This window comes from Halomonas jincaotanensis (genome assembly GCF_018448785.1).
Taxonomy (GTDB): Bacteria; Pseudomonadota; Gammaproteobacteria; order Pseudomonadales; family Halomonadaceae; genus Halomonas; species Halomonas jincaotanensis.
The window spans coordinates 1-524 of record NZ_JAHCLU010000060.1 but is presented as its reverse complement, the minus strand read 5'-3'; the positions used below and the strand labels follow the sequence as shown (position 1 = coordinate 524).

Below are 524 nucleotides of genomic sequence, written 5' to 3'. Positions count from 1 at the left end.
CCAGCGCCAAGACTGCCAAGTCTGCCTGATCCAGGCGCCGGCCATGCCGGAGCACTGACAGGGTAAACCCAAGGGCCACCGATCCATTGATCGGTGGCCTTTTGCATGCATGGATGACGATGGCTGGACGGGGTTTGTCATGACGCGCATCAAGGGGAAGGCGATGTGCTGCTCGACGCTTCGGCTTCCACCCGGTTGCGGCCCCCTTCCTTGGCCCGGTACATGGCCTGGTCGGCTCGGGCGACCAGGGTTTTCCGGCTTTCGCCGGGTCGCCAGGCGGCCACGCCAACGCTGATGGTCACGCTACCCAAGTTGCCCAGGTCTAGTGCCTCGGTGCGCTGCCTGAGGCGTTCGGCGAGATGCATGCCGCCAACCGCGTCGCAGTCACTGGACAGCACGATGAACTCCTCGCCGCCCCAGCGGCCCAGGCTGTCGGTGGGGCGCAGAATGCGCTGCAGGACACTGCATAGCGTCACCAACACCTCATCGCCGGCCTCGTGACCGTGGGTATCGTTGAAGTGCTT

General features: G+C 64.9%; 1 protein-coding gene. It reads right to left on the bottom strand.

From position 1 onward, the window contains the following. Nucleotides 1–149: 149 nt before the first annotated feature. The coding region (locus KG088_RS19455) for a GGDEF domain-containing protein (protein WP_213828278.1) at nt 150–524 on the bottom strand (375 nt) is incomplete at its 5' end.